The sequence below is a fragment of the Paraburkholderia ginsengisoli NBRC 100965 genome (assembly GCF_000739735.1).
Classification (GTDB): domain Bacteria; phylum Pseudomonadota; class Gammaproteobacteria; order Burkholderiales; family Burkholderiaceae; genus Paraburkholderia; species Paraburkholderia ginsengisoli.
In genome coordinates, this window is sequence record NZ_BBJF01000002.1 from 131084 (window position 1) to 155908 (window position 24825).

22 protein-coding genes and 1 tRNA gene are annotated in these 24825 nt (G+C 62.2%); 12 read left to right on the top strand and 11 right to left on the bottom strand.

Annotated features, from left to right (window positions below; genetic code table 11):
- The first annotated feature begins 92 nt into the window (after nucleotides 1-92).
- Nucleotides 93-536 carry a MarR family winged helix-turn-helix transcriptional regulator gene (locus BGI01S_RS00890; protein ID WP_042321124.1) on the top strand — a complete coding sequence of 148 codons (444 nt, stop codon included), beginning with the start codon at nucleotides 93-95 and terminating at the stop codon, nucleotides 534-536.
- 53 nt (nucleotides 537-589) lie between these two features.
- On the opposite strand, the gene BGI01S_RS00895 is transcribed toward BGI01S_RS00890, so the two are convergent.
- From BGI01S_RS00895 to BGI01S_RS00915, 5 genes are all read right to left on the bottom strand, one after another.
- On the bottom strand, nucleotides 590-940 hold the full coding sequence (locus tag BGI01S_RS00895) for a hypothetical protein (protein WP_042321125.1): 351 nt from the start codon (nucleotides 938-940) through the stop codon (nucleotides 590-592).
- Between the two features lie 235 nt (nucleotides 941-1175).
- A tRNA-Met gene (locus BGI01S_RS00900) sits at nucleotides 1176-1252 on the bottom strand.
- Between the two features lie 86 nt (nucleotides 1253-1338).
- Nucleotides 1339-2997 (bottom strand): MFS transporter, encoded by a 1659-nt coding sequence (locus BGI01S_RS00905; RefSeq protein ID WP_042321129.1) that lies wholly within the window; start codon nucleotides 2995-2997, stop codon nucleotides 1339-1341.
- Nucleotides 2998-3214: 217 nt separating this feature from the next.
- Nucleotides 3215-4762: a sensor histidine kinase gene (locus BGI01S_RS00910; RefSeq protein ID WP_042321130.1), complete on the bottom strand. Its 1548-nt coding sequence runs from the start codon at nucleotides 4760-4762 to the stop codon at nucleotides 3215-3217.
- 9 nt (nucleotides 4763-4771) lie between these two features.
- Complete coding sequence (locus BGI01S_RS00915; RefSeq protein ID WP_042321132.1) at nucleotides 4772-5563, bottom strand: response regulator transcription factor; 792 nt, start codon at nucleotides 5561-5563, stop codon at nucleotides 4772-4774.
- A 231-nt stretch (nucleotides 5564-5794) separates the two neighbouring features.
- Between BGI01S_RS00915 and recA the strand changes: the two genes are divergently transcribed.
- The 8 genes from recA to BGI01S_RS00955 all read left to right on the top strand — a co-directional run bounded on the left by recA (nucleotide 5795) and on the right by BGI01S_RS00955 (nucleotide 14330).
- Complete coding sequence (gene recA, locus BGI01S_RS00920; protein ID WP_042321135.1) at nucleotides 5795-6871, top strand: recombinase RecA; 1077 nt, start codon at nucleotides 5795-5797, stop codon at nucleotides 6869-6871.
- Between the two features lie 7 nt (nucleotides 6872-6878).
- Nucleotides 6879-7586, top strand: coding sequence for a recombination regulator RecX (gene recX, locus BGI01S_RS00925; RefSeq protein ID WP_042321137.1), 708 nt, complete (start codon nucleotides 6879-6881; stop codon nucleotides 7584-7586).
- A 166-nt stretch (nucleotides 7587-7752) separates the two neighbouring features.
- Nucleotides 7753-8478 carry a DUF2889 domain-containing protein gene (locus tag BGI01S_RS00930; protein WP_084585230.1) on the top strand — a complete coding sequence of 242 codons (726 nt, stop codon included), beginning with the start codon at nucleotides 7753-7755 and terminating at the stop codon, nucleotides 8476-8478.
- Nucleotides 8475-9644: an ADP-forming succinate--CoA ligase subunit beta gene (gene sucC / locus BGI01S_RS00935; RefSeq protein WP_042321142.1), complete on the top strand. Its 1170-nt coding sequence runs from the start codon at nucleotides 8475-8477 to the stop codon at nucleotides 9642-9644. Before BGI01S_RS00930 ends, sucC begins: the two co-directional genes overlap by 4 nt.
- Before the next feature lie 137 nt (nucleotides 9645-9781).
- Entirely contained in the window at nucleotides 9782-10663 is an 882-nt protein-coding gene (gene sucD / locus BGI01S_RS00940; protein ID WP_042321144.1) for a succinate--CoA ligase subunit alpha, read from the top strand.
- A gap of 169 nt (nucleotides 10664-10832) precedes the next feature.
- A complete protein-coding gene (locus tag BGI01S_RS00945; protein ID WP_042321147.1) occupies nucleotides 10833-11537 on the top strand; it encodes a TerC family protein in 705 nt (234 codons plus the stop codon).
- Between the two features lie 205 nt (nucleotides 11538-11742).
- A complete protein-coding gene (locus tag BGI01S_RS00950; RefSeq protein ID WP_042321148.1) occupies nucleotides 11743-12366 on the top strand; it encodes a pilin in 624 nt (207 codons plus the stop codon).
- Between the two features lie 176 nt (nucleotides 12367-12542).
- Nucleotides 12543-14330: a PglL family O-oligosaccharyltransferase gene (locus BGI01S_RS00955; RefSeq protein ID WP_042321224.1), complete on the top strand. Its 1788-nt coding sequence runs from the start codon at nucleotides 12543-12545 to the stop codon at nucleotides 14328-14330.
- Between the two features lie 135 nt (nucleotides 14331-14465).
- Here BGI01S_RS00955 and moaC read toward each other — a convergent pair whose 3' ends face one another.
- Complete coding sequence (moaC, locus tag BGI01S_RS00960; RefSeq protein ID WP_042321152.1) at nucleotides 14466-14942, bottom strand: cyclic pyranopterin monophosphate synthase MoaC; 477 nt, start codon at nucleotides 14940-14942, stop codon at nucleotides 14466-14468.
- A gap of 150 nt (nucleotides 14943-15092) precedes the next feature.
- Between moaC and BGI01S_RS00965 the strand changes: the two genes are divergently transcribed.
- Complete coding sequence (locus tag BGI01S_RS00965; RefSeq protein ID WP_042321154.1) at nucleotides 15093-16805, top strand: M48 family metalloprotease; 1713 nt, start codon at nucleotides 15093-15095, stop codon at nucleotides 16803-16805.
- A 97-nt stretch (nucleotides 16806-16902) separates the two neighbouring features.
- On the opposite strand, the gene BGI01S_RS00970 is transcribed toward BGI01S_RS00965, so the two are convergent.
- A complete protein-coding gene (locus BGI01S_RS00970) occupies nucleotides 16903-17475 on the bottom strand; it encodes a DUF2946 family protein (RefSeq protein ID WP_042321157.1) in 573 nt (190 codons plus the stop codon).
- Between the two features lie 700 nt (nucleotides 17476-18175).
- Here BGI01S_RS00970 and BGI01S_RS00975 point away from each other — a divergent pair.
- Nucleotides 18176-19414 carry an O-antigen ligase family protein gene (locus BGI01S_RS00975; RefSeq protein WP_042321159.1) on the top strand — a complete coding sequence of 413 codons (1239 nt, stop codon included), beginning with the start codon at nucleotides 18176-18178 and terminating at the stop codon, nucleotides 19412-19414.
- Nucleotides 19415-19532: 118 nt separating this feature from the next.
- Here BGI01S_RS00975 and BGI01S_RS00980 read toward each other — a convergent pair whose 3' ends face one another.
- Nucleotides 19533-20975 carry a hypothetical protein gene (locus BGI01S_RS00980; RefSeq protein WP_042321161.1) on the bottom strand — a complete coding sequence of 481 codons (1443 nt, stop codon included), beginning with the start codon at nucleotides 20973-20975 and terminating at the stop codon, nucleotides 19533-19535.
- Nucleotides 20976-21622: 647 nt separating this feature from the next.
- Nucleotides 21623-21922 (bottom strand): hypothetical protein, encoded by a 300-nt coding sequence (locus BGI01S_RS30010; RefSeq protein WP_157004098.1) that lies wholly within the window; start codon nucleotides 21920-21922, stop codon nucleotides 21623-21625.
- A 269-nt stretch (nucleotides 21923-22191) separates the two neighbouring features.
- Here BGI01S_RS30010 and BGI01S_RS00985 point away from each other — a divergent pair, with 269 nt between their 5' ends.
- The gene (locus tag BGI01S_RS00985) at nucleotides 22192-22929 is read left to right on the top strand and encodes a class I SAM-dependent methyltransferase (protein WP_052400395.1); all 738 of its coding nucleotides are present in this window, start codon (nucleotides 22192-22194) and stop codon (nucleotides 22927-22929) included.
- Between the two features lie 119 nt (nucleotides 22930-23048).
- Here BGI01S_RS00985 and BGI01S_RS00990 read toward each other — a convergent pair whose 3' ends face one another.
- A complete protein-coding gene (locus tag BGI01S_RS00990) occupies nucleotides 23049-24137 on the bottom strand; it encodes a hydrolase (protein ID WP_042321167.1) in 1089 nt (362 codons plus the stop codon).
- A gap of 63 nt (nucleotides 24138-24200) precedes the next feature.
- Entirely contained in the window at nucleotides 24201-24647 is a 447-nt protein-coding gene (locus BGI01S_RS00995) for a nuclear transport factor 2 family protein (protein ID WP_042321171.1), read from the bottom strand.
- Nucleotides 24648-24825: the final 178 nt, after the last annotated feature.

The window sequence follows — 24825 nt, forward strand, 5'->3', positions numbered from 1 at the left end:
GCTGCCTGCGCCCGTGCCATCGGGAATTATGCGGAGCCTGAATAGCGTCGGCGGCCGTGCTGCGAGGCGAAAGGGTTTCGTATAATCCGCGCATGAAAACCCAACTCGAAGAGCGCTTCGGCTTTCTGATTTCCGACGTCGGCCGGCTGGCGGGCAAGCGTTTCGACGATCTCGCGAAATCTTCGGTCGATCTGACGCGCGCGCAGTGTCGTGTGCTGGCTTATCTCGCGCATTACGGCGACATCAACCAGGCGCGTCTCGCGGACCTGCTCGAAGTCGCGCCGATTTCGGCGGGCCGTTTGCTGGACCGGATGGCGGAGGGCGGCTGGATCGAACGGGTCGCCAATCCGCAGGACCGTCGCGAGTACCAGGTGCGCATGACGCCGAAGGCGGAACGCACACTCGGCAAGGCGCGCAAGGTCGGCGATGAAGTCGCGCTCGAAGCGCTCAACGGTTTTAGCGACGAAGAGGCGCAGCAACTGATCGCGCTATTGCAGCGCGTGCGCGGCAATCTGAGCCGGCTGGTGGATCGCTGACGCGCGCGATAGGGCAGTCGCCCGCGCCGGACGACGCGCGGGCTCGTATGCCGCTATTTCGACTCAGCGGCCGGGGCTGCGCCTGATGGCGGCACCAGTTCCAGACACGCGGGCGGCGCGAGGGGCGCTTTCGTTCTCGCATCCGGCTGCTGCGGGTCGATACATTTGAATGCGCTCTGGTCGCGCTGCACGTAGATCGTGTCGGCCGGACCGGCGGCGCCGTGCGCGCCATTCACGACGGCGACAATCTTGTAGCCATCCTGCAGCAACGTGGACAGCGTGATCGGGCTGGTGCGCCACTGGCTGTCGGGCGGAGTCTGAGCCTGAGCGGTCAAGGCGGAAGCGGCGCCGAGCAGCGCGATGGAAGCGGTGGCCGCGGCGAGCGCGGCGGTACGGAACGTCATCAAGAAACCTCCTTGAAGTTGCGATCGGAAAGCCAAAATAAAAAAGCCGCTGAACCTTGAGGGGCAGCGGCTTTTTGCAACTGGCGAAGAATCAATGCAGGGAGGATAACTCACTCCGTGAAAACATCGGTTTGGCGATGGTAACACGAGCGGAATGACGGCTTCGCGGCTAAACCGTCGCCGAAAAACGAAAGGCCCGCTCTCGGTTAAAAGAAGCGGGCCTTGCGAGTGATGCTGGTGGCGAATCAGGGACTCGAACCCCGGACCTGCGGATTATGATTCCGTCGCTCTAACCAACTGAGCTAATTCGCCGAAAGAAGCGAGATTATGCTGAGCGCGCCGGAGGCTGTCAACCCCCGGCGCGCAACTTTTTTAAATTACCTCGGCGATCACGCGTTTCAGTCCTTCGCGTAGATGTCCGAGTCCTTGGTCTCCTTCACGAACAGCATGCCGATCACGAAGGTGATCAACGCGATCACGATCGGATACCACAGCCCCGAGTAGATGTTGCCCCTCGTCGCGACGATCGCGAACGCGGTCGCCGGCAGGAAGCCGCCGAACCAGCCGTTGCCGATGTGATACGGCAGCGACATCGACGTATAGCGAATCCGCGTCGGGAACATTTCCACCAGCATCGCCGCAATCGGACCGTAGACCATCGTCACGTAGATCACGAGGATCGTCAGGATCACCACGCTCATCGGCCAGTTGATCTGCGACGGATCGGCCTTCGGCGGATAGCCCGCGGCCTTCAGCGTCGCGGCGAGCTTGGTGTCGAACGCCTTGCCTTGCTCCTTCGCGTCGGAGGCACGACCGTCGAACGTGTTGACCACCGTATCGCCGACCCGGATCTGCGCCTGCGTGCCCGCCGGCGCCGCGACGTTCTCGTAGTTCAGGCCCGCCCGCGACAGCGCGCTCTTCGCGATGTCGCACGAGCTCGTGAACTTCGCCGTGCCGACCGGATTGAACTGGAACGAGCACTGCGCCGGATCCGCGATCACGACGATCGGCGCCCGAGCGGTCGCGGCTTCCAGCGCCGGGTTGGTGTAGTGCGCGAGCGCCTTGAACAGCGGGAAGTACGTCAGCGCGGCGATCAGCAGGCCGGCCATGATGATCGGCTTACGGCCGATGCGGTCCGACAGCGAGCCGAAGAACAGGAAGAACGGCGTGCCGATCAGGAGCGCGATCGCGATCATGATGTTGGCGCTGCTGCCGTCGACCTTCAGCGTCTGCGTCAGGAAGAACAGCGTGTAGAACTGACCCGTGTACCACACCACGGCTTGGCCGGCGGTCAGGCCGATCAGCGCGAGGATCACGACCTTCAGGTTCTTCCATTGGCCGAACGCTTCGGACAGCGGTGCCTTCGAAGTCTTGCCCTCGGCCTTGATGCGCTCGAACACCGGCGATTCGTGCAGTTGCAGGCGAATCCAGACCGACACGGCCAGCAGCAGAATCGACACGATGAACGGAATGCGCCAGCCCCAGGCACCGAACGCGTCTTCGCCCATCGCCGTGCGCACGCCGAGAATCACCAGCAGCGACAGGAACAGGCCCAGCGTGGCAGTGGTTTGAATCCACGCGGTGTAGAAGCCGCGGCGTCCCGCCGGCGCGTGTTCGGCCACGTAGGTGGCGGCGCCGCCGTACTCGCCGCCGAGCGCGAGGCCTTGCAGCATCCGCATCGCGATGAAGATCACCGGCGAAGCGATGCCGATCGCCGCATAGCCCGGCAGGAAGCCGACGAGGAACGTCGACAGGCCCATGATCACGATCGTGACGAGGAACGTGTACTTGCGCCCGACCATGTCGCCGAGCCGCCCGAACACGATCGCGCCGAACGGCCGAACCGCGAAGCCCGCCGCGAAGCTGAGCAGCGTGAAGATGAACGCGGCGGTCGGATTGACGCCGGAGAAGAAGCTTTTACTGATGAAGGCCGCAAGCGAGCCGGCCAGATAGAAGTCGTACCACTCGAAAATCGTCCCTAGCGACGATGCGAAGATCACCCGCTTCTCCTCGCGCGTCATCGGCACGTGCGAGATTTGCCCGCCAACGGTAGCCATATGCTGTCTCCAATATTGATATGCACGCGGAGCGCCGGTGAAGGCGTTCCCGTGAAACCGATTATTGGAGTGGAAACTTACGGCGTACTGACGTGGCGGGGTGAATTGGTGTAAGGCGGGCCGGCGGCGATTTCTCTTTAACATCTGTCAAGCTTCTCATAAAAACTATCAAATATCTGCTAAATCAGCTTAACGTGCCGTTTCGGTGTTTGTCGCCTCAGGAGGCGTTAGGGTAAGTCCCGCCCCGTGCATGCACATGCAAACTGACACGCACGAGCGTCCCTGCAAGCCGCGGCGAATCCTGATAGACGTTGTCGTCGATGGCCAGCTCGCCGCCGTGCATCGTCGCGATCTCGCGGACGATCGCCAGCCCCAGGCCGCTGCCGTCGCCTTCGCGGCCGAGAATCCGGTAGAAGCGTTCGAGCACTCGCGAACGTTCGGCCACCGGAATGCCTATCCCGGTGTCCTCCACTTCCAGATGCACGAGCCGCGCGGCTGTATCGTGTATCACGCGAACCGTGATGCGGCCGCCCGGCGGCGTGTAGCGGATCGCGTTGTCGATCAGGTTCGACAGCATTTCGCGCAGCATCACCGGATTGCCGTCGACTTCGACGGGCTCGTCGGGCGCTTCGTAGCCGAGGTCCATCTGTTTGGCGAGCGCGGCCTGCACCCAGTCGCGCACGGCGTTCCGCGCGACCTCGCCGACCTCGACCGGCGTGAAGATCTGCCCCGACATGCGGTTCTCGGCCCGAGCCAGCGCCAGCAATTGCGTGACGAGCCGCGCGGCGTGCTCCGAGCTGGTGGCGATTTGTTCGAGTGAGCGGTGCACTTCCGCGGATGCGTCCTGACGCAACGCCAGTTCGGCCTGAGTGCGCAGGCCGGCGAGCGGCGTTTTCATCTGATGCGCGGCGTCGGCGATAAAGCGCTTCTGCAACTCCATATTCTGTTCGAGGCGCGTCAGCAGATCGTTGAAGGACGTCACCAGCGGCTCGATTTCCGGCGGCGCGCGGCGCGCTTCGAGCGGCGACAGATCGTCGGGGCGGCGCGCGCGGATGTGCGCCTGCAGCGCGTGCAGCGGCGCCAGGCCGCGCGACAGGCCGAACCACACCAGCAGGATTGCGAGCGGCAGAATCACGAACTGCGGCAGGATCACGCCTTTGATGATGTCGTTGGCCAGCTGGCTGCGCTTGTCGAGCGTTTCGGCGACCTGCACCAGCACGGGCTGAGCGCCAGCCGTCTGCGGAAACGCGACGGTCGTGTAGGCGACACGGATGTCATTGCCGTGCAGCACGTCGTCGCGAAATTCGACGACGCCCGGCGGCGGCCGGTCCTCTTCATGCGGCAACGGCATGTCGCGCTCGCCGCTCACCAGCTCGCCGCGCGTGCCGAGCACCTGGTAGAACACGCTGTCGACGTTGTCGGCGCGCAGAAAGTCGCGTGTCGAGTCGGGCAGCGACAGCTCCGCCACCCCGTTCACCGGATGAATCTGGCGGGCGAGCACATAGGCGTCGGTTTCGAGTGCGCGGTCGAACGGGCCATTGGCAATCGATTTGGCCACCAGGTAGGTGACGGCGAGGCTCATCGGCCACAGCAACAGCAGCGGCGCCAGCATCCAGTCGAGAATCTCGCCGAACAGCGAGCGCGGACGCGCTTCGGCGGCGGCTTCGGTCTCGTCCGGCGGGGCGAACGGATTGGCGTAGCGCTCGTCGCGCGCCTCGTCGAGGTCCGCCGCGTGCGCCGGGGCGCGATCTGCGCGCGCGGACATGGGCGTCCTCTATTTGTAGTGGTGACTCGCCGGCATCGCGCCGGACGGCGGCGATGCCGGCGGTTCGGGCTCGGCGAGGGCGGCGGGAGCGGGGCCGGCCGCCGCGTTGGCGCTGGCACCCGTGGTCGCGGGCGACGCCGCTTTTTCGAGGCAGTAGCCAAGCCCACGGACGGTGATGATGCGCACGCCGCTCGGCTCGATTTTCTTGCGCAGGCGGTGCACGTAGACCTCGATCGCGTTGTTGCTGACTTCCTCGCCCCATTCGCACAGGTGGTCGACGAGCTGTTCCTTCGACACCAGTCGGCCAATCCGTTGCAGCAGCACTTCGAGCAGCCCGAGTTCGCGCGCCGACAGATCGATCACCTGGTCGTTCACATAGGCGATCCGGCCGACCAGGTCGAACGACAGCGAGCCATGCCGCACGACCGTCGGGCCGCCGCCCGCGCCGCGCCGGGTCAGCGCGCGCACGCGCGCTTCGAGTTCGTTGAGCGCGAAGGGTTTGGCCATGTAGTCGTCGGCGCCGAGGTCGAGGCCTTTGACGCGTTCGTCGACGCTGTCCGCGGCGGTCAGTATCAACACCGGCAGGTTCGAATTGCGCGCGCGCAGGCGGCGCAGCACCTCGAGCCCGGACATGCGCGGCAGGCCCAGATCGAGGATCAATAGGTCGAACGTCTGCATTGACAACGCCGTATCGGCTTCCACGCCGCTCTTCACATGATCGACCGCATAGGCCGATTGGCGGAGTGATCGAACCAGACCGTCCGCGAGTATGCTGTCGTCTTCGGCAATCAGAATTCGCATGATGCGCCAGCCTGGCCTTGCCGGCACCGGGGGTGTTCGCGGCGCGCAGCGGTCTCCGAAAATTATTGTGGGTGGTTTGGGCAGCGCGACGGTAAAAATGCGCGTTCGCATGAGAATCGCGCTTGCCAAAACCACTGTTTTTTTATACAGTGTCTGAGTTTCGTGTGTTGTCCTCCAGAAGTGGGCGGCACACCTGCCTCAGACGCCGTTCATCATAGCAAAGGACGATTCATGGAAGAAAGCAAGAAAGGCTCGGCTGGACTGACTGCTGAAAAGAGCAAGGCGCTGGCTGCCGCGCTCGCGCAGATCGAAAAGCAGTTCGGCAAAGGGTCGGTCATGCGGCTCGGCGCAGGTGAGGTAGTCGAAGACATCCAGGTGGTCTCAACCGGATCGCTCGGCCTCGACATCGCGCTGGGCGTCGGCGGTTTGCCGCGTGGCCGTGTGGTCGAAATCTATGGCCCGGAATCGTCCGGTAAAACTACGCTGACGCTGCAAGTCATCGCTGAAATGCAGAAGATCGGCGGCACGGCGGCGTTTATCGACGCAGAACACGCGCTGGACATCCAGTACGCGGGCAAGCTCGGCGTGAATGTGAACGACCTGCTGGTTTCGCAGCCGGACACCGGTGAACAGGCGCTCGAAATCGCCGACGCGCTGGTGCGCTCGGGCTCGATCGACATGATCGTGATCGACTCGGTTGCGGCACTCGTGCCGAAGGCTGAAATCGAAGGCGAAATGGGTGACTCGCTGCCGGGTCTGCAAGCGCGTTTGATGTCGCAGGCGCTGCGTAAGCTCACCGGCACGATCAAGCGCACGAACTGCCTTGTGATCTTCATCAATCAGATCCGTATGAAGATCGGTGTGATGTTCGGCAACCCGGAAACCACCACGGGCGGTAACGCGCTGAAGTTCTATGCGTCGGTGCGTCTGGACATTCGCCGTATCGGTTCGATCAAGAAGAACGACGAAGTGATCGGCAACGAAACGCGCGTGAAGGTCGTCAAAAACAAGGTGTCGCCACCGTTCCGGGAAGCGATTTTCGACATTCTGTACGGCGAGGGTATTTCGCGTCAGGGCGAAATCATCGACCTGGGCGTGCAGGCCAAGATCGTTGACAAGGCCGGCGCCTGGTACAGCTATAGCGGCGAGCGGATCGGTCAGGGCAAGGACAACGCGCGTGAATTCCTGCGCGAAAATCCGGACATCGCTCGCGAGATCGAAAACCGTATCCGCGAATCGCTGGGCGTCAATGCAATGGCGGAAGCCGTGACCGGCGCAGGCGCTGAAGTCGCGGACGAAGAAGAGTAAGCATCAAGTGATACGCAAGGGTCGACCGTTGTCCAATGACGGACGCCATTCGGCCGGCTCGCGCGACGAAGACGACGATTCGTTCGATCCGTTCGAATCGTTCGACGCACACGATCGCGTTGCGGGCCACGGCCCGCAGCGCGCGCAGTCCGAACCCTCGCAGTCTTCCGCCTCGGATCCATCGGAGATCACCTATACCCGTTCGCGTCGCATACCAGGCGAAGCGAAACCGGGGCAAGACGAAGCAAAAAAATCCCAACGTCCGGCACGTTCGCTTAAAGGGCGCGCGCTCGGCTATCTGTCGCGCCGGGAATACAGCCGCGCGGAACTTGCTCGCAAACTGAAGCCGTTCGTCGAAGAAACCGATTCGCTCGACACCGTGCTCGACGCGCTGGAAGCCGAAAACTGGCTGTCGGATTCGCGTTTCGCGGAAAGTCTGATTCACCGGCGCTCGTCGCGGCTGGGCGCGACCCGGATTCTCGGTGAGCTGAAACAGCATGCGGTCGACCAGACGCTCGTCGAGGAAGCCAGCGCGCAATTGCGCGAAACCGAACTCGCGCGCGCTCAAGCCGTCTGGCGCAAAAAGTTCGGCCACCTTCCTGAAACGCCGGTCGAGCGGGCCAAGCAGACGCGCTTTCTGGCGTCGCGCGGTTTCTCGGGCGCAACGATCGGCAAAATCCTCAAAGGCCTCGACGAGGAGTGGGGCGGCGATTAGCCGCGTTGACTCCGGGGGTCGTTTTTGGGACTTCTCTGTTGGCCGCACACCCTTTTCCTCGGAGACCGGCGCCCAGTCTCGCAGCCGGGGTTGTGCATTCCAACCTGTCCCATATACCCAGTATGCTAAAATTCGTGGGTTTTCCAATCCGGCCTTTCCTTCCCGCATGCCGCTCTCCCCGCCAGTGTCCCGTCAGTTGCGCCACCGTCGCGCAATCAGAGCGGAAGCCTATGAGCGTGCCGATGGCCTGTGGGATGTGGAAGCGTGCTTGACCGACGAAAAGCCACGCGATGTGGCGCTTGCGTCGGGCGTCCGGCCCAATGGTCAGCCGATCCATGAACTCTGGCTTCGCATCACCATCGATCGCAAGCTCAACGTCGTCGACGCCGAGGCATCGTCCGACTGGGTGCCCTATCCTGGTTTGTGCCAAGTCAGCAATCCCGCCTACCGTGCCCTCATCGGGCTCAATCTCCGTCACAACTTTCGTCGCGATGCTGCCCGTTTGCTGGGCGGCACGGCCGGTTGCACGCATCTCACCGAGTTGTGCGCGATCCTGCCGACCGCCGCGATTCAGGCATTCGCCGGCGACGTGTGGAACACGGGTGACACCCCCGGCGGCACGCAAGGCGCGAGCGCAGGTTCAGGAGACGAATCGCCTAACAGCACAGGCGAGCATTCCAACGACAAACCGCCATTCCAGCTGGGACGCTGCCACGCGCTGCGTTTCGACGGCGAGGCGGTGCAACAGTTTTATCCGCGCTGGTATGGTCACGCGCCGCGTTCAGCGGATCGCGCGGCATCGTCAGGCGACAGCGGCAACGCGTCCGGCATGAACGACGGCAGCGGAAACGAAGTTCAATCCAACTCTCAGACTGAAGGGAATCACGCATGAAGATTCACGAGTACCAGGGTAAGGAAATCCTGCGGAAATTCGGCGTCGCGGTACCGCGCGGCAAGCCGGTCTTCTCGGTGGATGATGCGGTCAAGGCCGCGGAAGAGCTGGGCGGCCCGGTGTGGGTCGTGAAGGCTCAGATCCACGCGGGTGGCCGTGGCAAGGGCGGCGGCGTGAAGGTCGCCAAGTCGCTGGAACAGGTTCGCGAATACTCGAACCAGATCCTCGGCATGCAGCTCGTCACGCACCAGACCGGTCCGGAAGGCCAGAAGGTGAATCGCCTGCTGATCGAAGAAGGCGCTGACATCAAGAAGGAACTGTATGTCGGCCTCGTGATCGATCGCGTTTCGCAGAAGATCGTCGTGATGGCATCGAGCGAAGGCGGCATGGACGTCGAAGAAGTCGCGGAAAAGACGCCTGAGCTGATCCACAAGATCGCTGTCGATCCGTCGACCGGCCTGAAGGACGCTGAGGCCGACGAGCTTGCAACGAAGATCGGCGTGCCCGCCGCTTCGCTGCCGCAAGCGCGCTCGATCCTGCAAGGTCTGTACAAGGCATTCTGGGAAACCGACGCATCGCTCGCCGAAATCAACCCGCTGATCCTGACCGGCGACGGCAAGGTCATCGCGCTGGACGCCAAGTTCAACTTCGATTCGAACGCACTGTTCCGTCATCCGGAAATCGTTGCGTACCGCGATCTGGACGAAGAAGATCCGGCTGAAGTCGAAGCATCGAAGTTCGACCTCGCGTACATCTCGCTCGACGGCAACATCGGCTGCCTCGTGAACGGCGCTGGCCTCGCAATGGCAACGATGGACACCATCAAGCTGTTCGGCGGCGAACCGGCGAACTTCCTGGACGTGGGCGGTGGCGCCACGACCGAGAAGGTCACGGAAGCGTTCAAGATCATGCTGAAGAACCCGAACCTGACCGCGATTCTGGTCAACATTTTCGGCGGCATCATGCGCTGCGACGTGATCGCGGAAGGCGTGATCGCGGCGTCGAAGGCCGTGTCGCTGAAGGTGCCGCTCGTGGTGCGCATGAAGGGCACGAACGAAGACCTGGGCAAGAAGATGCTCGCTGAATCCGGTCTGCCGATCATCGCGGCGGACAGCATGGAAGAAGCGGCTCAGAAGGTCGTCGCGGCCGCTTCGGGCAAGGCGTAAGCCAAGCCCCAGAGGCTTTTGCCAGAATTAACCAGGATTACGAATGGCGGCGCGGGAGTGGCGCATGAGCGACGCGGGCGAAGAGCATCCCGCTTCGTGGCGCCACCGCATGACGCCAAACGAACAGAGGTCAATACATGTCGATTCTGATTAACAAAGACACCAAGGTCATCACGCAGGGCATCACCGGCAAGACCGGTCAGTTCCACACGCGTGCTTGCCGTGAATATGCAAACGGCCGCGAAGCGTACGTTGCAGGCGTGAACCCGAAGAAGGCCGGCGAAGATTTCGAAGGCATTCCTATCTACGCGAGCGTCGCTGAAGCCAAGGCTGAAACGGGCGCGACCGTGTCGGTGATTTACGTTCCGCCGGCAGGCGCTGCTGCCGCAATCTGGGAAGCGGTCGAAGCCGACCTGGACCTCGCAATCTGTATCACGGAAGGCATTCCCGTCCGTGACATGATCGAGCTCAAGGCACGCATGCGCGCAAAGAACAGCAAGACGCTGCTGCTCGGACCGAACTGCCCGGGCACGATCACGCCGGACGAACTGAAGATCGGCATCATGCCGGGTCACATCCACCGCAAGGGCCGCATCGGCGTCGTGTCGCGTTCGGGCACGCTGACGTATGAAGCAGTCGGCCAGTTGACGGCGATCGGCCTCGGCCAGTCGTCGGCGGTCGGTATCGGCGGCGACCCGATCAACGGTCTGAAGCACATCGACGTGATGAAGATGTTCAACGACGATCCGGATACGGACGCCGTCATCATGATCGGCGAAATCGGCGGTCCGGACGAAGCGAATGCCGCCGAGTGGATCAAGGACAACATGAAGAAGCCGGTGGTCGGCTTCATCGCCGGCGTCACGGCGCCTCCGGGCAAGCGCATGGGCCATGCTGGCGCGCTGATCTCGGGCGGTGCGGATACGGCTGAAGCGAAGCTGGAAATCATGGAAGCGTGCGGCATTAAAGTCACGAAGAACCCGTCGGAAATGGCGCGTCTTCTGAAGGCGATGCTGTAAAGCGAAATTCGCGCGCTGTAGCGGCGCGATTTTTGTTACGCTTACGAAGTCCTTTCGTGAGCGAGCGGTCCTGAAAAGCGGGGGAGTTTTAGACTCCTCCGCTTTTTTTATTGCCCGCTCGTTGTCCGCTGGTTGCCTGTGGGCCAGATTTTTTCTTATTCTTCCTTTCATGCTCGAGTTCCTCACCACCCTCCATTGGGGCGCGGTCTTCCAGATCATCGTCATCGACATCCTGCTGGGTGGCGATAACGCCGTCGTGATCGCGCTGGCCTGCCGCAATTTGCCGCCGTCGCAACGCATACGCGGGGTGCTATGGGGAACGGCGGGCGCGATCGTGCTGCGGGTCGCGCTGATCGCATTCGCGGTCGTGCTACTCGACGTGCCGTTGCTGAAATTTGCTGGCGGGCTGTTGCTGCTATGGATCGGCGTGCGTCTGATGGCGCCGGCGCACGACGCGCACGAGAACGTCAAGCCGGCCGACCGACTGATGTCGGCGATCAAGACCATCATCGTCGCGGATGCAGTGATGAGCCTCGACAACGTGATTGCGATCGCGGGCGCCGCTGAAACCGCCGAGCCCGAGCATCGCCTCGCGCTGGTGATCTTCGGTCTGGTGGTGAGCATTCCGCTGATCGTGTGGGGCAGCCAGCTTGTCCTCAAGCTGCTCGACCGCTTCCCGATCGTCATCCTGCTTGGCGCCGCATTGCTGGGCTGGATCGCGGGCGGCCTGATCGTCAACGACCCGGCCGGCGACCGTTGGCCGATCCTCGACTCGCCCGCCGCCGAATACGGCATGAGCATCGCGGGGGCGTTGTTCGTCGTGATCCTCGGTTATCTGTTGAAACGCCGCAATGCGAGGCGCGCGGCGGCCTGAGGCCGACGGTCCTTGCAGTCTCACGGTCACGCATGCGCGCCCGGACCAGAAGCAGAACTCGCCGCCGCCGTAGCGCATAGCGCAATAACGCTGTAGCGCAACGTTAGCCATTCGGCTGACTGTGAGCCGCGAGCGTCGCCCGCTACGATTTAAACGTCTGTCCCCGATCCGGAGGCAGGCGTTTTTCGTTTCAGGAGGCCTGCCGATGATCGTTACCTTGCCGTATTCCCCTTATTCCCAGTCCTCGCTTGCCGCCCGCTCCGTGTTCGGACGAGCGGGCTGGTCCGCGCGGCTCGCGCGCGTCTGCCGCCGCTTCGGCGTTGGCTTCACGCTGATCGAACTGATGATCGTGCTGGCGATCGTCGGTGTGATCGCCGCCTATGCGATTCCCGCGTACCAGGACTATCTGGCGCGCAGCCGGGTGGGCGAGGGACTGTCGCTCGCGTCTTCCGCGCGGCTCGCGGTCGCCGAAAACGCCGCGAGCGGCAATGCGTTCAGCGGCGGCTATGCGTCGCCGCCTTCGACCCGCAACGTCGAGTCCATTCGGGTCGACGACGACACTGGGCAGATCACGATCGCCTTCACGACGCGCGTCGCGCCGGCCGGCTCGAACACGCTGACGCTGGTGCCGTCGGTGCCCGACAATGCGGATGCACCGACCGCGCGGGTCGCGTTGGCCAAGGATTCGGTGCAGGCCGGCGCGCTCACGTGGGAATGCTTCGCTGGCGGCAAAACGGCGTCTTCGTTGCCGGCGCCGGGCGCGGGTCCCGCACCTGCCGATGCGCCGACGCTGGCGTCGAATCTCGCCCCGCCGGAATGCCGCTCCTGAGTGAACGGGTGAATGCGGGCGTCGAGCGGCTGATGACTTGCCGCACGAAGGCGAACCACACGTCACGCAGACCGCATGTAAAAGACTGATTTTCGGCATATTTCAGCCGGGCCGGCGCACAGCGGTAGGAATTTTTTGTATAGTGCGCCGGTTGCTTGACGCCCTCCGGTTACTCGATGCCCACCCCATTCGCGCGTTACCTGTCTCTCATTCTGTTGGCTCTCGCGTTGGTGCTGCCTTATGCGGTCGCCAACCACACGTATCCGATTCCGACCTTCTACGCCGAATTCACCGCGCTTGCGCTGTATCTGCTGACCGGTGCGGGTATCGTCCTGTTGACGGCGACCGCGCGACCGCGCATCGCGTTCGCGTCGCCGACGGTCGCGCTAGTGCCGTTGCTGTTCGGGCTGGTGCTGGTTGCGCAAGCGGCGCTGCTGCCGGTCGCGCAGCCGTCGATGAACTGGCTCGGCGGCGGCTTCCTGCTCGCGGCATTCATGGCGGTGCACGCCGGCTATGGCTTCACACGCGCGAAGCTCGACGAAACCGCGCTGCGTTGGGCGGCTGGCGCGTTGATCGTCGGCGGGCTGTTTGCGGTTTTCAGCCAGGTGATTCAGTTGTTTCACCTGGAGACGCGCGTGGCGCCGTTCGTGGTTGCGTATAACGTGACCGTCGAGCGCCGGCCCTTCGGCAATATGGCGCAGGCGAACCACCTCGCCACCTATATCGCGTTTGCGATGGCGGGCGCGCTGTTCCTCGTACAGACGCGGCGGCTGGCCGTCGGTATCTGGCTGCTCGTCTCGACGATCTTCGCAGTGGGACTCGCGTTGACCGTGTCGCGCGGGCCGTGGCTGCAGATGGGCGTGATCGCCGTCGCGGGTTTCTGGATGGCGTTCGCGCAGATTCGCAGCCAACCGCTGCTGCGCCGTAGCAACCGCGAGTGGCTCATCCCGATCGCGCTGGCCGTGCTGTTCTTCGTGGTCAACGCGCTGATCCGCTGGGCCAACGTGCGCTATCACCTGGAGCTCGGGCAGTCGGCCGCCGACCGCTTCAAGGACGCCGGCCAGATCGCGCCGCGCCTCGCGCTGTGGAAATACGGCTGGACGATGTTCCGGACGCATCCGCTGCTGGGCGTCGGCTGGGGCGAGTTTCCGAGCTACCAGTACGAGTTGGTGAAGACGCTTGGCGGCGTTGAGATCGCCAACAATTCGCACGATATCTTCATCGACCTGCTCGCGAAAACCGGCTTGATCGGCGTGGCGATCGTGCTGTTCGGCCTGGTCGCGTGGCTGGTGCGCGTGGTGCGCGCCCCGCAAAGCGCGGCGCGCGTGTTCGGCATCGCGCTGATCGGCGTGCTGACGATGCACGCGCTGGTCGAATATCCGCAGCAGTACATGTTCTTCCTGCTGCCCGCGATGTTCGTGTTCGGCCTGCTGGAGACGCGGCCGCTGCGGCTCGTGCCCGCGCGCCTGTCATTCGGCGCGTTTGCGGTGGTGGTGTTCGGCGGGTTGGCTGCGCTGTATCCGGTGTATCGCGACTATGCACGCGCAGAGGTGCTGTACTACGGTTCGCGGCCGGCGGAGCAATACACTGCCGATCCGTCATTCCTGTTCCGCGCGTGGGGCGAGTACGGTCTCGCGACGCTGCAGCCAATGAACTCGCTCGACCTGCAACGCAAGCTCGCGATGCACAGGCAGGCCATCGCGCTGCTGCCTGGCGAAACCGTGTTGCGCCGCTATGCGGTGCTGCAGGCGTTGAGCGGAGATACCGCGGCGGCGCTCGACACCGTCGAACGCCTGAAGATATTTGCGGAGGAACTGAAGGATTGGCCGTCGCAACTGGGCTATCTGTACCAGTTGACCGACGAGCACAAATCGCTGGCCGGCTTCAAGGCTGAGTTGGTCAAGCGCTATGGCATGCCGGCGGCGGACGTCAATCAGGACGACGACGAAAGCGACGACGATTGAAGCCAGTTGCGCCCGGTTACGTCCCGCTGCGCAGATGCGCAGCTTCAGGGCCTCAGAGCTTCAAAGTTTCAATGATTCAAAGCGTGAGTGAGGAAGCGGGGAAGGGCAACAGCAGGGCGACGACGCAACCCGTCATCAACCCGCCACCCAATCCCCCGACTTCCCGCCATGCTTCTCCACTACCTTCACATCGGTGATCGTCATCCCGCGATCCACCGCCTTGCACATGTCGTACACCGTCAGCAGTCCCACCTGCACGGCCGTTAGCGCTTCCATCTCCACCCCCGTTCGTCCGAGCGTTTCCACCTGCACGGTGCAATGCACTCCGGGCAGCGTTTCATCGAGTTCGAAGTCCACTTTCACGCGCGTCAGCGCGAGCGGATGACACAGCGGGATCAAGTCGGCGGTGCGCTTCGAGCCCTGGATTGCCGCGATGCGAGCGATGCCGATCACGTCGCCCTTTTTTGCGTTGCCGTCGCGAATCAGCGCGAACGTGTCCGGCAGCATGCGGATCGAACCGCGCGCGATCGCGATGCGCTTCGTTTCCTCTTTGCCGCCGACGTCCACCATATGCGCCTGGCCGGCCGCGTCGAAATGAGTGAGTTCAGGCATGTTGGGCTCCTTCAGAGGGCGCCTATCATAGCAGTGCGGCACAGCCACCCGGATTGCCGCATCGACTGATTACAATTGCTCTGTGCCCGCTATCTTAGTCCGAGCGGCGGGCGGCGTTTTTCGACTTCGTCACCGACCTTCGATCTCGCGATGCGTCTGAAACGGTTCCTTGCTGCGTTGTTGTCTGCCGCGCTCGTAGCGCCGCCGGGCGCGTTCGCGCAAACGCGTGGCACTCTGCCGAATCTCGCACTCAACATCCAGCAGACTGAAGCGCCGTTGGTCAGCGGCCCGACCGATACCTACGCCGACCCGATCGTGCCGCCCGACATCGCGCAAGGCGTGTTCGGCGTGTACGGCGGCGCGCAGAGCCGTCTATCCGGCAATGCCGGCGCGAACAGCAATTGGCGCACGCCGATCGCCACTCAGCAATTGCCCGACCTCGGCAACGGCGGCTCCGGTTCGCTGACGCCGCAAGCCGAACGCAAGCTCGGCGAGCGCGTGATGCGCGAAGTGCGCCGTGACCCCGACTATCTCGACGACTGGCTCGTGCGCGACTATCTGAACTCCGTGTCCGCCAAACTCGCCGCGGCGGCGACCGCGTTGTACATCGGCGGCTACCGGCCGGACTTCGAACTGTTCCCGGTGCGTGACTCGCAGATCAATGCGTTCTCGCTGCCGGGCGGCTTCATCGGCGTGAACACCGGGTTGATCGCAGCGACGCAGACCGAGTCCGAGCTCGCGTCGGTGCTCGGTCACGAAATGGGTCACGTGCTGCAGCGTCACATCTCGCGGATGATCTCGGCCGGTGAACGCAGCACCTACGCCGCGCTCGCCGGCCTGCTGTTCGGCGTGCTGGCGGGCGTGCTTGCGCACAGCGGCGACCTGGGCAGCGCGATTGCGATCGGCGGCCAGGCGTATGCGGTCGACAACCAGTTGCGCTTCTCGCGTTCCGCGGAGCAGGAGGCGGACCGCGTCGGCTTTCTGTTGCTGGCCGGCGCGGGCTACGACCCGTACGCGATGGCCACCTTCTTCGGCCGGCTCGATCGCGCGGCGATGAGCGACACCGGCGTCCCCGCATACGCGCGCACGCACCCGCTGACTGGCGAGCGGATCGCCGACATGGAGGACCGCGCGCGTCGCGCGCCATACCGGCAGCCGCATCAGGCGCCCGAATACGGTTTCGTGCGCGCGCGGGCGCGTCTGCTGCAGGACCGCTCGCGCAGCGAATACGCGGACGAGATTACGCGGCTGCGCGCCGAAATCGACGACCGCACGGCGGTCAACGTCGCGGCGAACTGGTACGGCATCGCGTTCGGGCAAATGCTGCTCGAACGTTACGATGACGCGACCGCGTCGCTCGCGACCTCGCGCGCTGCGTTTGCAAGCGGTGAGCGCAACGAAAGCGACCCCGCGCGCAGTTCGCCGAGTCTCGACGTACTCGCCGCCGACATCGCTCGACGCGCCGGGCACAACGACCAAGCCGCACGTCTCGCTGAGTTCGCGCAGAATCGCTGGCCGCAGTCCAATGCCGCGATCGACATGCACATCCGCACCTTGCTGACGTTGCGACGGTTCGCCGATGCGCAGGCGCTCGCGCAAAGAGAGACGCGTGCGTACCCGGATCAGCCGGCGTGGTGGCTGTATCTCGCGCAGGCAAGCGCGGGCCGCGGCGATGCGTTGACGCAGCATCGGGCGATGGCGGAGAAGTTCGCGCTGGAAGGGGCGTGGCCGTCGGCGATCCAGCAATTGAAGGACGCGCGCGATCTGAAGACGATCGGCTACTACGATCTCGCGACCGTCGACGCGCGTTTGCATGAAATGGAGAGCCGCTATAAGGAGGAGCGGCTCGACGAGAAGAGTTAGTCAGGCTTGGGGCTAGAGCAGAACGCGGCTAGCGGAGTGCTGCAAGGAGAGGGCGCGTTACGGCTAAACGAAACGCCGTGCGCTCAACGCGCCAGCGCTAAACGTTCGCCGCCGGACTCGGCACGAACCCGAAGCGCGCCGCCACCTCTGCGCGCCGCAGCGCCTGCAGCGGCAACACGATCTGATTGTTCCAACGGAACTCGCCGCTCAATGAGTCGTCGGCGAGCGTCGCGTGATCGGAGAAGATCTCCAGATCGTGATCGTGCAGTACGGCGACTCGGGGACGCGCCGCGTGGTCGGCGAACAGAACGCCGCCTTCTTCATCGACAAACACCGCAGCCGGCTCGAACGCGCCGCCGGCCTGGTCTTGCAACGCAAGCGTGCCCTTGGCATCCGCCGACAAGCGCACCGCCCACGGCGTGTAGCCCAATTCCACGTACACCCGCTGCGGGCCATTCTGGAAAAACCACTGGCCGCGTTCGTCGGCGTCGTAGTTCCGGTTGATGAACCCGAGCAGTGCCTCATGCCGGATCGGCGTGCCCGGCGCGCCGCTCGCCTGCGCGGCTTCGTCGCGCATGCGCCAGTTGCCGCGCCGGTCGAGCATCAGCCAGCCGGTGCAACTCGGAACGTTCGGCCATTTGGCCAGGGCCTGCCTGACGATGTCATCCATGGGTGTAAGTCGCTTTCTCGGAGCTCTGATAAATCGGGTTACTAAGTGTACTCTGCGACCGCTCCGATTCCCCTGCCGGGAACCGACCCACCCGCACGGCGCTGTCAGCATTCTGAAACGAATCCCCTACGACCAAGTGCGCATCGCTCTCTGGCATCACCTCTCCACTGTGATCAACCCTTTGGGTCATCAACTGGCTTGCTCGGTCTTCACTTATAGCCCGGATTCGCTCCGGCAAATCACCCAGAATTGGCTGGGCAAGCGGGAAGAAGGTAACCGTGCGTAGGCTCCATTGCGATAAGAATTCTGTGAGCGTCGATGCTGCCAAAACCGCTTAGCTCAAATCGTCTTATAAGTCCGAAGCCCTATCCGCTTTTTGCTAAGGCCGTTCGCGTATATCCGTTGCTGACGCGTTCTCCCATCACGCCATGGAAAATGATTTCGACATGTGCTACGTTCAACCGAACGAAGCGATCCTCAGCACTTACTGCTGGGTTCTGGCAGCAAACGATGAATCTGCGTCTGCTACCGCGAGTTGCACTGAATCCGTTACTTCTTTCGTCTCCAGTCTCGCCAGCTTCCTGAACGCGTTGAGGCAAAGTGCCATGACGCGCTGGCTATATCTGCTGGCGCCACTCTGCACTCTGGATCGAGACTGAGCATCGTCAGCTCTCTGGTGTGCCCTGTTTGAGGGAGTCGCATGGCCTACATATCGTTGCTTGCGCTATTCCTGACCGTTACTAACCTGGTGCCCGTCAGCGCGGCTGGGTTTTTACCGATCGTTGTATATTCGTGGCGTTTCTTCGGAAGATCGTACCCGAAGTTCATGACGCCGCTGACACTCTTCACAGTCTTCGCTACGGTGTCGACCCTGCTCTACAACCCGCAGTCGTTCGCTGAATTCGACTTCTATCGGCGGGATGGCAACTTCTTCATATCTTATGCGCCGATCTTCGCCGGGTGTCTCTACACGCACCGCTGGGACTTGAACAAGGTCATGCGCGCATTCTTCGTGTTCGCAGTCGTTGTCAATATTCCCCCGTATGCCGCTTACCTTGTCCAGTCGGGCTTGCTCGCCATCGTCACGAACCAGTACGACAGCTTTGGCAGTTATTTCCTCGCTCGAAATGCCGCTGGCGGCTTTCTCGCGATGCTGCTTTGTCTGGGCGTCGCGTGCTGGCTGCAACGGCGCAGCAAGGTGCTTCTGGCGCTTCTGGGTCTCAATGCACTCATGCTATTTTCCACCTACAGCAGAGGTTCATTGCTAGGCGCGTTCGTGGCACTCGTGTATCTCTACTTCGGCCGCAAACGTCAGATTCTCGCCGCCTTGATAGTAGCCCTTATCACTGGCTCGATTGCGATGGCCATCTATCACACCGACCCAACCATCGACTACATGGGGCATCCATTCACCTTTCATAGCGAAGACCCGAAAGCGGCGAATTTGAGCATTCGCTATGAATGGCTGTGGCCGCGAGCGCTGACCTACTTCGAACACAGCCCGATCGTAGGAATGGGCTTTGGATCGTTCGACGATGAGATCCATTCGGTGGTCTCGTATTTTGGTCTATTTTCTGCGTCCTCCGACATTGCCGTCCAACATAGCGATTCCCACGCGCACAACTCCTATCTCCACATTCTTGCGGAACTCGGTATCGTGGGGCTTGTTCTCATGACGATGTTCTACTGGAGGCTGATTGATTGGAGCCAGAAGGGCGCAGCAGTTTACGCACTGCATGGAGGCGGGCAAAATTTCGCAGCGTACCGTTTCGTCGAAATTTCGTCCGTCTGCCTGCTCGTCATGGGGGCAACGGAACATCGGCTGGTGTCGCCATCGAATGTTTTGATCCTTTCCCTCGTTACCTCCTTGCTGCTGGCGTGGAGACCGTCTGCCCCGCCGCCGCGAGCAGCGGAATCGAACTTGCCGGCGCGGCGCTGAAGGCGGACACTCGGTTCAACCAAAGCCGCCGTGAAGTTCGCGAAAACCCTTCCGGTTCGTCTCGATGAGTAGTGACTGTCGTGCGCTCTGGCCGCCCGCGGTTCCGCTTTCCTGGCCGCTAGGAGTGCGTTCGAATAACGATGTAGGCGAGATGTCTCGGAGGTTTGTCGGCACGGCCGTTCGTCTGATCGGGCACCCTGAAGCGGATCTTTAATCCGTCGCCTTCTCGTGTCAGGACCACGTCGTCGCGCGCACTTTGCTCGCCCGTCACGGCGTCGATGAGCCGTACGTCCGTTGCGCGAGTTGGAGACGCGCCCACGCCTGCCGCCACGACGGTTCTCCAGCCAGGAGCCGCACGCACCTGAATCACAATGTCCGTGCCGGACCGGAGCGCACTTCCGCTAGCATCACTCTCAAACTGGAGCGGTGCCATACACTTCGAGAGCGGGCCGCCAACGGTCTTGCAGAGGACGATCAGACTCCGCCCGGACGGGTTGAAGGTCCGTCTCGGAGGGCCGCGATGGGTCAGAATGAAAGGCTGATAGCCGTCCCAGTGATAGATCATCGAAACGAACTTATTTGCGTCGTTCCAATCGCGCATGAGCGCCCATACCGCGAAGTCAAAAAAGTAACGCGGCAGATAGTGCGGGTCCTCCATGTACGTGTAGCCGATCTCGGTTTGCCATATACCGCGAGCGGGGCCCCGCTTCACATATTTTTCATATGGCGAGTCGAGATCTTTGACAGACATGTAGTGAATATCGATGTAGTCCACCCAGTCGAGCATTCTTTCCTGGAACACAGGGCTTCTGTACTCGAGCCACTTACTGTAATTATCGAGGCCGCCCTGGTCCGGCCAGCCGCCATAGACAACATAAGCGTGGTAACTACGGATGATGCGGGCGGCTGGGATGTGAATTCGGTCCACATAATCTTGCATTGCGCGTTCATATGGCGCTGAGCGCATTTCATCAGCGTTGAAACCCGGTCCGTGCCAGAACGTCGACTGTGGCAATCCACCCGATAACCGGCCCGCTGCTTCGTTCCACACCTGGAAGTGCCGAACGTTGAAAGGTGGCGAAGAATATTTGCGGACCACTGCGTCGACATAGCGCTTCCACGCGTCGACGTTCACGGGCGCCGACTTTGTATCGCCCGGCACCAGCGCGTTCCACTTCGCGGTATAGGCGAGCAGCAGCAAGGAGCGGATACCGTTCCTATTGTTTCGGACCAGAACGGACGGCAGATCGACGTCGTACGATGTGCCTGTTTTGTCGATACGCATAGGCTCATCAGGCGAATTGGACTGCCCGGGCCCGACCACATCGCGTCCCCAACTGATGCCCATTTCGTGCCACATGGCTATGTCGCTGGCAGATCCCGGCCACCCGTTAGCACCGATTAAATCTGTGATCCTGCGGCCGCCGGTCCGGTGAGAGCGATCCGCCAGCGCCGCCATCGCAGGGTACTGCGCCGCACCGGCCAGCACTGCAAGCGCCTCCAGCACACGCCGCCTGTCCGCGTCGCACGCAAGCCGATCGTTGTTCCGGGTGTTGAACATATGAAAGCAAGCCCATTGACGTGACGCAAGATGCGTCTGGCGGCTACCCGAGATGGGCATACCGAGTTTCCAATTGTCTCGCGCCGACCACTTTCCCTATGCTCGCCAAGATGCACTCAGGCGTTCGGGGAGCTGCGTTCGCGCAAACGGTCCCCGAAGCGGGGAGCGATATCTTCGAGTCTATATGCCCAACATTCGTCGCAAACCGACAGGGAACAGCAGCCTTGCAGACTCCATTAGTGGGCCGACTGAAAGGGAGGCGGCCGGCTCTCTGTTGGGGCTAGGCCGTGTTAGTCACAAGTTCGATATTGAGTCTTCTCGAACCGCCGTCGAAGAACTGGCGGGTCAAACACATTCATCGCTTCCCGAAGCGAAATTACCGGAGGGAGCGTGCTGACGAAGCAGACTCCGTTCGATCGCACAGTGCCGCAGACATGCGATCACTATTAGATGTGTGATTGAAAGTTATTAGATATCCTTACGATATCGCATCGAATCCCAACGCCCCGGCTCCGGATCGTCGACGAAATCCAGCCGAATTCTGCCGGGTTCACGGACCGTACACCGCACTTAGCATAGCTGCAGAACAGTACTTTGGACTTAAACGGCCAGAATGCGGGAGTTATTGGCCGATTTCGGTGAAGCCGTCAATCCGTGAGCGGCAGAGCGGCTGTCGTTTTATCGTCCAGACATGCCGGGATGCTCTGCCATTGCGGGTGCTTCTCACTGGCCACTGCGTCGTACCAGAACATTCCGCCAAAATAGCAGAGAAACCGGCAAAAAAATCGTGCCAGCCCCACCTGTCGACTATGCTGCTGGTGACAGTCTTTCAAGGCGCCATAGCTCGCCGTCACGCCTGCTGCCACAAAGAGCAGCACGCGGTCTTGAAAGAATCTGGACTTTCCGTTTGAGGACTTCTCGCGTGACTGCTGAAGATAATTTGCCACGGGGCCAGGACCGTCGATTTGCGTAACCGGGGTGGCGGCCACATCGGCCAGTCGAACGGACAGCTATCCCGTTCGAACCGTAACCCCCATACGCACAGTGCCTGAAATGTGTGATCGCGCCGCCTGCACGCTGACCGCAACGCCCGTCGATCGGAAGAAGAGTAGCGAGGAAATTTCTACTCGCATATAAGCGGGTCCGCCGTCCTTGGGGGCCTCCCTGCAAGCTTGCGTCGATGGTTTCGACCGCACGCAACCTCCATGAGGTGGACATGATGGAAGATCGAATTCGGCAGCAATGGGAAGCGCTTGGAACTGACGATCCATACTGGGCCGTTCTTTCGGATCCGACCAAACAGCATGGCGGATGGGACAAGGACGAATTCTTCCGCACAGGGGGCAAAGAGATAGACCTCATTCTGAGCAAATCTGCGTCTCTTGGTGTCAATCTGGGCTCTGAGCTTGCACTGGATTACGGATGTGGTGTCGGGCGGCTAAGCAGGGCGCTTGCGACACGGTTCCAACGCGTCGTTGGCGTGGATATTTCAGATACGATGCTAACCGAGGCCAAGGCTGCCAACACCAGATTTAGCAACGTTCAATTCGTGCGCAACGACGGTAAGGCCTTACCCGACATTGCAAATAGAAGTGTTGATTTCATCTATAGCAATATAGTTCTTCAGCATTCACCGAAGGAAGTTCAGCAATCGCTGATCAAAGAATTTTGCCGCGTTCTGAGGCCAGGCGGAGTGCTGGTTTTCCAAACGCCATCAAGCCAGAACCTCACGACCATCAAGGGCGCTCTTCATTTTTTGTTGGGTAACCGGATCCTCAACATAGGAAGAACCTTGAAATACGGAAAAACGCGCGTGATGGAGATGCACACGTTACCGAAAAAGGATGTACTGAAAACTCTCAATGGAGAAGGAATGCAGGTTTTGAACGTCGAACGATACGACACTGCGGGAAGGGCGTTCATTAGCTACATTTACTATGTAACCACAACTTGACCGCATCACCGGCCTCACTCGAACCTCGCATGGGACTTGCGCCCCGCTGCACCTAAGGCCACATGGCATCCAATTCGTTGCGGTCTTGTGGTACCCAGCCGGCACTCACGAGCAGTTGGTCAATCTGCTTTTGGCTTGCTGTTCCGATCGACGTGCCGCTCCAGGTAGCCGAACACGCGCCGCGACAGCCAGTCGATGCGGCCCGGGAACGGCCCGGTCATGAAGCCGGCGTGGCCGCCGTGCCTCGGTTGGTCCAGTTCCACCGCTGCCGAGACTTCGTGCCGCGACGGCAGCGCCTCGGCCGGCAGGAACGGGTCATTGCGCGCGTTCAGCACCAGCGTCGGCACCTGAATCTGCGGCAACAGCGGACGGGTGGTCGCGCGGCTCCAGTAGTCGTTCGTATCGCGAAAGCCGTGCAGCGGCGCAGTCACCACGTTGTCGAACTCGTACATCGTGCGGCTTGCCAGCATCGCGTCGCGGTCGAACAGGCCGGGAAACTGCACCAGCTTCTGGTCGGCCTTCTGCTTGAGCGTCCTCAGGAAACTGCGCGTGTAGACGAGGCCGAAGCCCTGCGACAAAGCGCGGCCGCCCGCATGCACGTCGATCGGCGTCGAAATCGCGGCGGCCGCCGCGACCACTGACGCCGCATCCTCGCGCCGTTCGCCGAGCCAGCGCAACAGGACGTTGCCGCCGAGCGACACCCCCGCGGCCACGACCGGCCCGCGATGCGCGGCGCGCAAGCGGCGCAGCACCCAGTCGACTTCGTTGCTGTCGGCGAGGTGATAAAAGCGCGGCAACCGGTTCAACGTGCCGCTGCAACTGCGAAAGTGCGGCACGACGCCGTGCCAGCCATAGTCGCGCGCGGCGGCCATCAGCGAGGCCGCGTAATGCGACGACGAACTGCCTTCGAGGCCATGGAACAGCACGAACAGCGGGGCATTGGCGACGGGGGGCTGGGGCGCGGCGGACTGGCTGTCATGCACGACCCAGTCGAGATCGATGAAATCGCCGTCGGGTGTGTCCCAGCGCTCGCGCCGGAACGACACCGCCGGGCGGCGCGCGAACAACGACGGGACGATGGTCTGCGCATGCCGGTTCGGCAGCCACAGCGGTGCGCGGTAGAGCAGTTCGACGGTGGCCTCGACGGCCGCCGCGACCTTGGCGTGAGCCGTGCCGGGGGAAGCGGGTTTATCGTGCGTCGAACTCATGCCGGCGTTGGAGCTAAAAAATGAAGCGCGAAGCTGAATCTGAAACCGTGACCACGGCGTGCGTCAATGCAGCGAGCCCTGGCCATGCCGCATCTTGGTCGCGAACTGGCTAGCGGCCTCGTTCGGCATCGGGCTTGCGTGAATGTGCGCGATGCGCCACTCGCCGCGTTCGTGAACCATCACGTAGGTGGTGAAGACCATTGCGGGCGTAGCGGTCTGATCGGCGGGACGATGCGCTTCCGCAATTGCGTAGACGACGGTGCCGAGACTGTCGTACACGCGGATATCGAGCGGCTCGATCGATACCGGCGCGGCTTCGAGCTGGATCTGCAAACCGGCACGAATGCTGTCGAGACCGTGCAGATGCGAGCCGTCGGCGCAGATGCAACTGACGAACTCCTCATCGATCCACAGGCCCATCAAGCTGTCGATATTGACCTCGGCGACGGCCTGATAGTAGGCGTTCAGGGTATCGGCGGCGGCTTCGAAGATATGGGCAAAACGTGGCATGGCTCGTCAGTCTCTTGTGCGCGGCGCGCGGTTGCGGGGCAGCGGTCAGCGGGACAATCCGGCGCACCGGACCTGTCGGCCCCGGAGCGTCAGCATGCTCATGCCGCATGGCGTGAACATGGCGCGACGCACTCGGGGGCGTGCGGTGTTGCGTGCAAGTATCAAGTCGACGATCAGT

Bases quoted from the DNA above. Each gene is read 5' to 3' on its own strand.
- BGI01S_RS00890 (WP_042321124.1), top strand. From the start codon at position 93: ATGAAAACCCAACTCGAAGAGCGCTTCGGCTTTCTGATTTCCGACGTC.
- BGI01S_RS00895 (WP_042321125.1), bottom strand. From the start codon at position 940: ATGACGTTCCGTACCGCCGCGCTCGCCGCGGCCACCGCTTCCATCGCG.
- BGI01S_RS00905 (WP_042321129.1), bottom strand. From the start codon at position 2,997: ATGGCTACCGTTGGCGGGCAAATCTCGCACGTGCCGATGACGCGCGAG.
- BGI01S_RS00910 (WP_042321130.1), bottom strand. From the start codon at position 4,762: ATGTCCGCGCGCGCAGATCGCGCCCCGGCGCACGCGGCGGACCTCGAC.
- BGI01S_RS00915 (WP_042321132.1), bottom strand. From the start codon at position 5,563: ATGCGAATTCTGATTGCCGAAGACGACAGCATACTCGCGGACGGTCTG.
- recA (WP_042321135.1), top strand. From the start codon at position 5,795: ATGGAAGAAAGCAAGAAAGGCTCGGCTGGACTGACTGCTGAAAAGAGC.
- BGI01S_RS00930 (WP_084585230.1), top strand. From the start codon at position 7,753: ATGCCGCTCTCCCCGCCAGTGTCCCGTCAGTTGCGCCACCGTCGCGCA.
- sucC (WP_042321142.1), top strand. From the start codon at position 8,475: ATGAAGATTCACGAGTACCAGGGTAAGGAAATCCTGCGGAAATTCGGC.
- sucD (WP_042321144.1), top strand. From the start codon at position 9,782: ATGTCGATTCTGATTAACAAAGACACCAAGGTCATCACGCAGGGCATC.
- BGI01S_RS00945 (WP_042321147.1), top strand. From the start codon at position 10,833: ATGCTCGAGTTCCTCACCACCCTCCATTGGGGCGCGGTCTTCCAGATC.
- BGI01S_RS00950 (WP_042321148.1), top strand. From the start codon at position 11,743: ATGATCGTTACCTTGCCGTATTCCCCTTATTCCCAGTCCTCGCTTGCC.
- BGI01S_RS00955 (WP_042321224.1), top strand. From the start codon at position 12,543: ATGCCCACCCCATTCGCGCGTTACCTGTCTCTCATTCTGTTGGCTCTC.
- moaC (WP_042321152.1), bottom strand. From the start codon at position 14,942: ATGCCTGAACTCACTCATTTCGACGCGGCCGGCCAGGCGCATATGGTG.
- BGI01S_RS00965 (WP_042321154.1), top strand. From the start codon at position 15,093: ATGCGTCTGAAACGGTTCCTTGCTGCGTTGTTGTCTGCCGCGCTCGTA.
- BGI01S_RS00970 (WP_042321157.1), bottom strand. From the start codon at position 17,475: ATGGATGACATCGTCAGGCAGGCCCTGGCCAAATGGCCGAACGTTCCG.
- BGI01S_RS00975 (WP_042321159.1), top strand. From the start codon at position 18,176: ATGGCCTACATATCGTTGCTTGCGCTATTCCTGACCGTTACTAACCTG.
- BGI01S_RS00980 (WP_042321161.1), bottom strand. From the start codon at position 20,975: ATGTTCAACACCCGGAACAACGATCGGCTTGCGTGCGACGCGGACAGG.
- BGI01S_RS00985 (WP_052400395.1), top strand. From the start codon at position 22,192: ATGATGGAAGATCGAATTCGGCAGCAATGGGAAGCGCTTGGAACTGAC.
- BGI01S_RS00990 (WP_042321167.1), bottom strand. From the start codon at position 24,137: ATGAGTTCGACGCACGATAAACCCGCTTCCCCCGGCACGGCTCACGCC.
- BGI01S_RS00995 (WP_042321171.1), bottom strand. From the start codon at position 24,647: ATGCCACGTTTTGCCCATATCTTCGAAGCCGCCGCCGATACCCTGAAC.